Annotated in this window: 8 protein-coding genes; 6 read left to right on the top strand and 2 right to left on the bottom strand. The window is 69.3% G+C overall.

Annotated elements, in window-relative coordinates:
• Nucleotides 1-21: 21 nt before the first annotated feature.
• From EAO71_RS29645 to EAO71_RS29620, 6 genes are all read left to right on the top strand, one after another.
• Nucleotides 22-513 carry a 2-oxo-4-hydroxy-4-carboxy-5-ureidoimidazoline decarboxylase gene (locus EAO71_RS29645; RefSeq protein WP_147980875.1) on the top strand — a complete coding sequence of 164 codons (492 nt, stop codon included), beginning with the start codon at nucleotides 22-24 and terminating at the stop codon, nucleotides 511-513.
• 172 nt (nucleotides 514-685) lie between these two features.
• A complete protein-coding gene (gene sdhC, locus EAO71_RS29640; RefSeq protein WP_123954581.1) occupies nucleotides 686-1,066 on the top strand; it encodes a succinate dehydrogenase, cytochrome b556 subunit in 381 nt (126 codons plus the stop codon).
• An 8-nt stretch (nucleotides 1,067-1,074) separates the two neighbouring features.
• Complete coding sequence (locus tag EAO71_RS29635; protein ID WP_147980874.1) at nucleotides 1,075-1,551, top strand: succinate dehydrogenase hydrophobic membrane anchor subunit; 477 nt, start codon at nucleotides 1,075-1,077, stop codon at nucleotides 1,549-1,551.
• Nucleotides 1,552-1,575: 24 nt separating this feature from the next.
• Nucleotides 1,576-3,330 carry a succinate dehydrogenase flavoprotein subunit gene (gene sdhA / locus EAO71_RS29630; RefSeq protein WP_147980873.1) on the top strand — a complete coding sequence of 585 codons (1,755 nt, stop codon included), beginning with the start codon at nucleotides 1,576-1,578 and terminating at the stop codon, nucleotides 3,328-3,330.
• Nucleotides 3,330-4,088: a succinate dehydrogenase iron-sulfur subunit gene (locus tag EAO71_RS29625; RefSeq protein ID WP_147980872.1), complete on the top strand. Its 759-nt coding sequence runs from the start codon at nucleotides 3,330-3,332 to the stop codon at nucleotides 4,086-4,088. Before sdhA ends, EAO71_RS29625 begins: the two co-directional genes overlap by 1 nt.
• 139 nt (nucleotides 4,089-4,227) lie before the next feature.
• On the top strand, nucleotides 4,228-4,770 hold the full coding sequence (locus EAO71_RS29620; RefSeq protein ID WP_147980871.1) for a hypothetical protein: 543 nt from the start codon (nucleotides 4,228-4,230) through the stop codon (nucleotides 4,768-4,770).
• A gap of 47 nt (nucleotides 4,771-4,817) precedes the next feature.
• Here the strand turns inward: EAO71_RS29620 and EAO71_RS29615 are convergent, their stop codons facing one another.
• Together EAO71_RS29615 and EAO71_RS29610 are read right to left on the bottom strand one after the other, a co-directional pair.
• A complete protein-coding gene (locus EAO71_RS29615; RefSeq protein WP_147980870.1) occupies nucleotides 4,818-5,114 on the bottom strand; it encodes a hypothetical protein in 297 nt (98 codons plus the stop codon).
• 63 nt (nucleotides 5,115-5,177) lie between these two features.
• The gene (locus tag EAO71_RS29610) at nucleotides 5,178-5,717 is read right to left on the bottom strand and encodes a MarR family winged helix-turn-helix transcriptional regulator (protein ID WP_147980869.1); all 540 of its coding nucleotides are present in this window, start codon (nucleotides 5,715-5,717) and stop codon (nucleotides 5,178-5,180) included.
• Nucleotides 5,718-5,826: the final 109 nt, after the last annotated feature.

Here is a 5,826-nt window from a genome sequence, read left to right as displayed (position 1 = left end):
GGCCCCACCCCTCTCACTCCGCTGACAGGGCTGGCCCGCTTCAACACGGCGACGCCCGGCGCGGCCGTGGCCCTCCTGCTGACCTGCTGCGGCAGCCGCCGCTGGGCCGAGCGAGTGGCCGCCCATCGCCCGTACCCGACACTCGACGCGCTACTCGCCGCGGCCGACGAGGCCGGCTACGACCTGTCCGTCGCCGACGTCGACGAGGCGCTGGCGGGCGAGTCCTCGGCGGCTCCCCACCCCGACGCGCCGCAGGCCGCGCACACCGCGCTGCGGGCCGCCCACGCCGCGTACGAGTGCAGGTTCGGTCACGCGTTCGTGATCAGCCTCGACGGCGTGCGCCCGTCGGAGAGACTCGACCGGGTCCTGGCCGGCATCCGGTCACGGCTCGGCAACGAACCGGACGAGGAGCGCGCGACGGCGGCCGACGAGCTGCGCCGGCTGACCCGCTCCCGGCTCGCGCACCGGGTCGGCGCGCCCCCCACCCCCGTACGGGCGTCCGGAATGCGGTGATTCGGGCGCACGCGATAGCCCGTCCGTGCCTCTTTGATCACACCTATGGACCCCGCGCGAGCGAACCGACGAGTCGTCGCTACGATGACCAGGGCCGGTGGACCGTACCCGGCCGGGTCAGACCGACACTGAAGCCGGCCGACCCTGATCCCCGCTCCCGGAGGGTTTTTCCGTGCCGGCTGGAACGCTGTACCGCGGCCGGGAAGGAATGTGGTCCTGGGTGGCTCATCGAGTCACCGGCGTCCTCATCTTCTTCTTCCTGTTCGTACACGTGCTGGACACCGCTCTCGTCCGCGTCTCCCCCGAGGCGTACGACGATGTCGTCGCCACGTACAAGACGCCGATCGTCGCACTCCTCGAGTACGGCCTCGTCGCCGCCATCCTCTTCCACGCGCTGAACGGCCTCCGGGTCATCGCCGTGGACTTCTGGTCCAAGGGCCCGCGCTACCAGAAGCAGATGCTCTGGACCGTCGTGGGCATCTGGGTCGTGCTGATGGCGGGCTCGCTGTACCCCGTCCTCGGCCACGCCGCACGTGAACTGTTCGGGAGCTGAGGCCGCACATGTCCGCTGACACCCAGTCCGCGATCGGTCCCGTCGAGGGCGCGCCCCACTACGACGTGGACAACCCGGCCCCGTTCATCGAGGCCCCCCGCAAGCGCACCGGCAAGACGCCGCGGGCGACCCGGGGCAACTTCGAGATGATCGCATGGCTCTTCATGCGCCTCTCGGGCGTCGTCCTGGTCGTCCTGGTCCTCGGCCACCTGCTGATCCAGCTCTTCCTGGACGGTGGCGTCTCCAAGATCGGCTTCGCCTTCGTGGCCGGCCGTTGGGCGTCCCCGTTCTGGCAGGTCTGGGACCTGCTGATGCTCTGGCTGGCCATGCTGCACGGCGCCAACGGCCTCCGCACGGTCGTCAACGACTACGCGGAACGCGCGAACACGCGCCTGTGGCTCAAGGGCCTGCTGTACACCGCCACGGTGTTCACCATCCTTCTGGGCACGCTGGTGATCTTCACCTTCGACCCGAACATCCGCTAGGCACGGGGCTGAGGTAACCACGCCATGAAGATCCACAAGTACGACACCGTCATCGTCGGCGCCGGTGGCGCGGGCATGCGCGCCGCCATCGAGGCGACGAAGCGCAGCCGCACCGCCGTGCTGACGAAGCTCTACCCCACCCGCTCCCACACGGGCGCCGCGCAGGGCGGCATGGCCGCCGCGCTGGCCAACGTGGAGGAGGACAACTGGGAGTGGCACACCTTCGACACGGTCAAGGGCGGTGACTACCTGGTCGACCAGGACGCCGCCGAGATCCTGGCGAAGGAGGCCATCGACGCCGTCCTCGACCTGGAGAAGATGGGTCTGCCGTTCAACCGGACCCCGAACGGCACCATCGACCAGCGCCGCTTCGGCGGCCACTCGCGCAACCACGGCGAGGCCCCGGTCCGCCGGTCCTGCTACGCCGCGGACCGCACCGGCCACATGATCCTCCAGACGCTGTACCAGAACTGCGTCAAGGAGGGCGTGGAGTTCTTCAACGAGTTCTACGTCCTGGACCAGCTGATCACCGAGGTCGACGGGGTCAAGAAGTCCGCCGGTGTGGTGGCCTACGAGCTGGCCACCGGCGAGATCCACATCTTCCAGGCCAAGGCCGTGATCTACGCGTCCGGCGGCACCGGCAAGTTCTTCAAGGTGACCTCCAACGCGCACACCCTGACCGGTGACGGCCAGGCGGCCTGCTACCGCCGCGGCCTGCCGCTGGAGGACATGGAGTTCTTCCAGTTCCACCCGACGGGCATCTGGCGCATGGGCATCCTGCTGACGGAGGGCGCCCGCGGTGAGGGCGGCATCCTCCGCAACAAGGACGGCGAGCGCTTCATGGAGAAGTACGCGCCGGTCATGAAGGACCTCGCGTCCCGTGACGTCGTCTCCCGCTCCATCTACACCGAGATCCGCGAGGGCCGCGGCTGCGGTCCCGAGGGCGACCACGTCTACCTCGACCTGACGCACCTCCCGCCGGAGCAGCTCGACGCCAAGCTCCCGGACATCACCGAGTTCGCCCGCACGTACCTCGGCATCGAGCCCTACACGGACCCGATCCCGATCCAGCCCACCGCGCACTACGCCATGGGCGGCATCCCGACCAACGTCGAGGGTGAGGTCCTCAGCGACAACACCACCGTCGTGCCGGGTCTGTACGCGGCCGGCGAGGTCGCCTGTGTCTCCGTGCACGGCGCCAACCGCCTGGGCACGAACTCGCTGCTCGACATCAACGTCTTCGGGCGCCGTTCGGGCATCGCCGCCGCCGAGTACTCCGCCAAGTCCGACTACGTCGAGCTGCCGGAGAACCCGGAGGCCCTCGTCGTCTCCATGATCGAGAAGCTCCGCAACTCCACGGGCAGCGAGCGGGTCGCCGACCTGCGCCGCGAGCTCCAGGAGACGATGGACGCCAACGTGATGGTGTTCCGCACCGAGCAGACGATCAAGACGGCCGTCGAGAAGATCGCCGAGCTCCGCGAGCGCTACGAGAACGTGTCCATCCAGGACAAGGGCAAGCGCTTCAACACGGACCTCCTGGAGGCCATCGAGCTGGGCAACCTGCTCGAACTGGCCGAGGTCATGGCCGTCTCGGCCCTGGCGCGCAAGGAGTCCCGCGGCGGTCACTACCGCGAGGACTACCCGAACCGCGACGACGTCAACTTCATGCGTCACACCATGGCGTACCGCGAGGTCGGCGAGGACGGCTCCGAGACCGTCCGTCTCGACTACAAGCCGGTCGTCCAGACCCGCTACCAGCCGATGGAGCGTAAGTACTGATGGCTACCCCCGTACTGGACAAGGTCGAGGCGGAGTCCGCCGCCTCCCCGTACATCACGGTCACGATGCGCATCCGCCGCTTCAACCCCGAGGTGTCGGACGCGTCGGTCTGGGAGGACTTCCAGATCGAGATCGACCCGAAGGAGCGGGTGCTCGACGCCCTCCACAAGATCAAGTGGGACGTCGACGGCACGCTGACCTTCCGCCGCTCGTGCGCGCACGGCATCTGCGGCTCGGACGCGATGCGGATCAACGGCAAGAACAGGCTCGCCTGCAAGACGCTGATCAAGGACATCAACCCCGAGAAGCCGATCACGGTCGAGGCCATCAAGGGCCTGACGGTGCTCAAGGACCTCGTGGTCGACATGGAGCCCTTCTTCCAGGCGTACCGGGACGTCATGCCGTTCCTGGTCACCAAGGGCAACGAGCCGACGCGTGAGCGTCTGCAGACCGCCGAGGACCGCGAGCGCTTCGACGACACCACCAAGTGCATCCTGTGCGCCGCGTGCACGTCGTCCTGCCCGGTCTTCTGGAACGACGGCCAGTACTTCGGTCCGGCCGCGATCGTCAACGCGCACCGCTTCATCTTCGACTCGCGTGACGAGGCGGGCGAGCAGCGCCTGGAGATCCTGAACGACAAGGACGGCGTGTGGCGTTGCCGCACGACGTTCAACTGCACGGACGCCTGCCCGCGTGGCATCGAGGTCACGAAGGCGATCCAGGAGGTCAAGCGCGCGCTGATCACGCGTCGCTTCTGACCCGCTGACGCGGCCGCGCGCCGGGTCCGCTCGTACGCGGAAGGCCCCGACTCCCCTGAGGAGTCGGGGCCTTCCGCGTACACGGTGCGCATGTGCCAGGATCTGAGGCAGCGTTGGCGGCCCAGGAGAGCGGGGATTGATGAGCGAGCCGAACCCTTATGCGGACGGGGAGTACCAGTGGGGGCCCGACGGACGGTCGGGGACGCCTCCCTACGGCTATCCGCAGGCGGGAACGCCCGGTTACGGGTACCCGCAGCCGGTCTCGGGCGCGGGCTACCAGCCGACCCTGCCGGGCGGGGTCCCCGTGCCTCCGCAGCACGCGCCGACGGGGCAGGGCGGCGGGGCGCAGCTGAGCCTCGGCGACATCACCGTCGTCGGCGACCAGATCATCACGCCGGCCGGGTCGATGCCGCTCAAGGGCGCGGTGTGGAACGCGATGGACATGTCGCGGACCGAGGAGAAGATCCCGACGGTCGCGATCGTGCTGGCCATCATCTTCGCACTGCTGTGCCTGGTGGGTCTGCTCTTCCTCCTGATGAAGGAGAAGAAGACGACCGGCTTCATCCAGGTCACGGTGACCAGCGGCGGCCGGCACCACGCCACGATGATCCCGGCGACCGGCCCGGACACCATCCACTGGGTGATGGGCCAGCTCAACTTCGCCCGCTCGCTGAGCGTCTAACGATTCGTCCGCCGCTCGGGGGGCGGCAGGCGTCCGGGTCGCCTTCCTCAGCCCCCGGCCAGGGGGACGAGCCTGAGGAAGGTGACCTCCGTGTCGCGGTCCAGCTCCACCGTCTCGTCCAGCTCCTCGACCTGACGGTCCCCCACCAGCACCAGGAAGCCGTTGCGCCCGAAAGCCGCGACGGCCCGGGCGTACGCCCCCTCCGCCTCGCCCGGCCCCGCCTCGGCGGTGACCCGACGGCGGATCAGTTCGCGCAGGGTGAGCCGCTCTTCGGCGGCGTCGAGGCCGCCGGCCTCCCGACGGGCCCCCGAGGTCGTCTCGTCGACGAAGGTCACCTTTCCCATGCCCGCAGGGTAGAGGCCCCCACCGACACCCGCGGGCCCGCCGCGTCCCGCCCCGTCCGGGGATCAGCCGTGCCAGGGCTTCGGGCCGCCCGGCTCCTCCGCCACGAGCATGATCCTGCGGAGCATGTCGTTGAGCCGGGCCCGCTCGCCCTCGTCGAGGACGCCGAGCAGCCGGTACTCCTCGTGGCCGAGGACGTCCATCGCCCCCTGCCATGTCTGGTGGCCGGTCTCCGTGAGCTCGACGACCACCCGGCGCCGGTCGGTCGTGGACTGCGTACGGCGCACCAGGCCGCGCCGCTCCAGCGCGTCGAGGCGGCCGGTGACCGAGGCGGGAGCGAGGTCGAGGTCCTCGGCGAGCTCGGAGGGGGCCGCGCTGCCGCCGCGTCCGGCGAGCTTGTGGAGCGTGTCGAACTCGTGGCGTTCCAGGTCGAAGTCGACGAGGGACTGCTCGCGCACGCGGCGCAGATGGACCGAGAGCTTCTTCATGCGCGTGACCGCGCCCTCGACGACCGGGTCGAGGTCCGGCAGGACGGGCTGCCAGCGGTCCACGTGGTCGTCGGTCCAGTCCCGCTGCGTCGGCCCGGTGGGCTCGGTCGGCTCCATGCATCGATCGTACGTCCCCCGCCCTCAACTCTTCGGTTCCGAATACTTCGTTGACGAATTATTCGGAACCGAAATACTCTGGATCCATGTCCGCCACCCCTTCCGACAC

It is taken from the genome of Streptomyces sp. MS191 (assembly GCF_008042125.1).
In the GTDB taxonomy this organism is placed as follows: domain Bacteria; phylum Actinomycetota; class Actinomycetes; order Streptomycetales; family Streptomycetaceae; genus Streptomyces.
The sequence above is the reverse complement of the archived record's forward strand: the minus strand, read 5'-3'. Positions and strand labels throughout refer to the sequence as shown.

Bases quoted from the DNA above. Each gene is read 5' to 3' on its own strand.
- EAO71_RS29635 (WP_147980874.1), top strand. From the start codon at position 1,075: ATGTCCGCTGACACCCAGTCCGCGATCGGTCCCGTCGAGGGCGCGCCC.
- sdhA (WP_147980873.1), top strand. From the start codon at position 1,576: ATGAAGATCCACAAGTACGACACCGTCATCGTCGGCGCCGGTGGCGCG.
- EAO71_RS29625 (WP_147980872.1), top strand. From the start codon at position 3,330: ATGGCTACCCCCGTACTGGACAAGGTCGAGGCGGAGTCCGCCGCCTCC.
- EAO71_RS29620 (WP_147980871.1), top strand. From the start codon at position 4,228: ATGAGCGAGCCGAACCCTTATGCGGACGGGGAGTACCAGTGGGGGCCC.
- EAO71_RS29615 (WP_147980870.1), bottom strand. From the start codon at position 5,114: ATGGGAAAGGTGACCTTCGTCGACGAGACGACCTCGGGGGCCCGTCGG.
- EAO71_RS29610 (WP_147980869.1), bottom strand. From the start codon at position 5,717: ATGGAGCCGACCGAGCCCACCGGGCCGACGCAGCGGGACTGGACCGAC.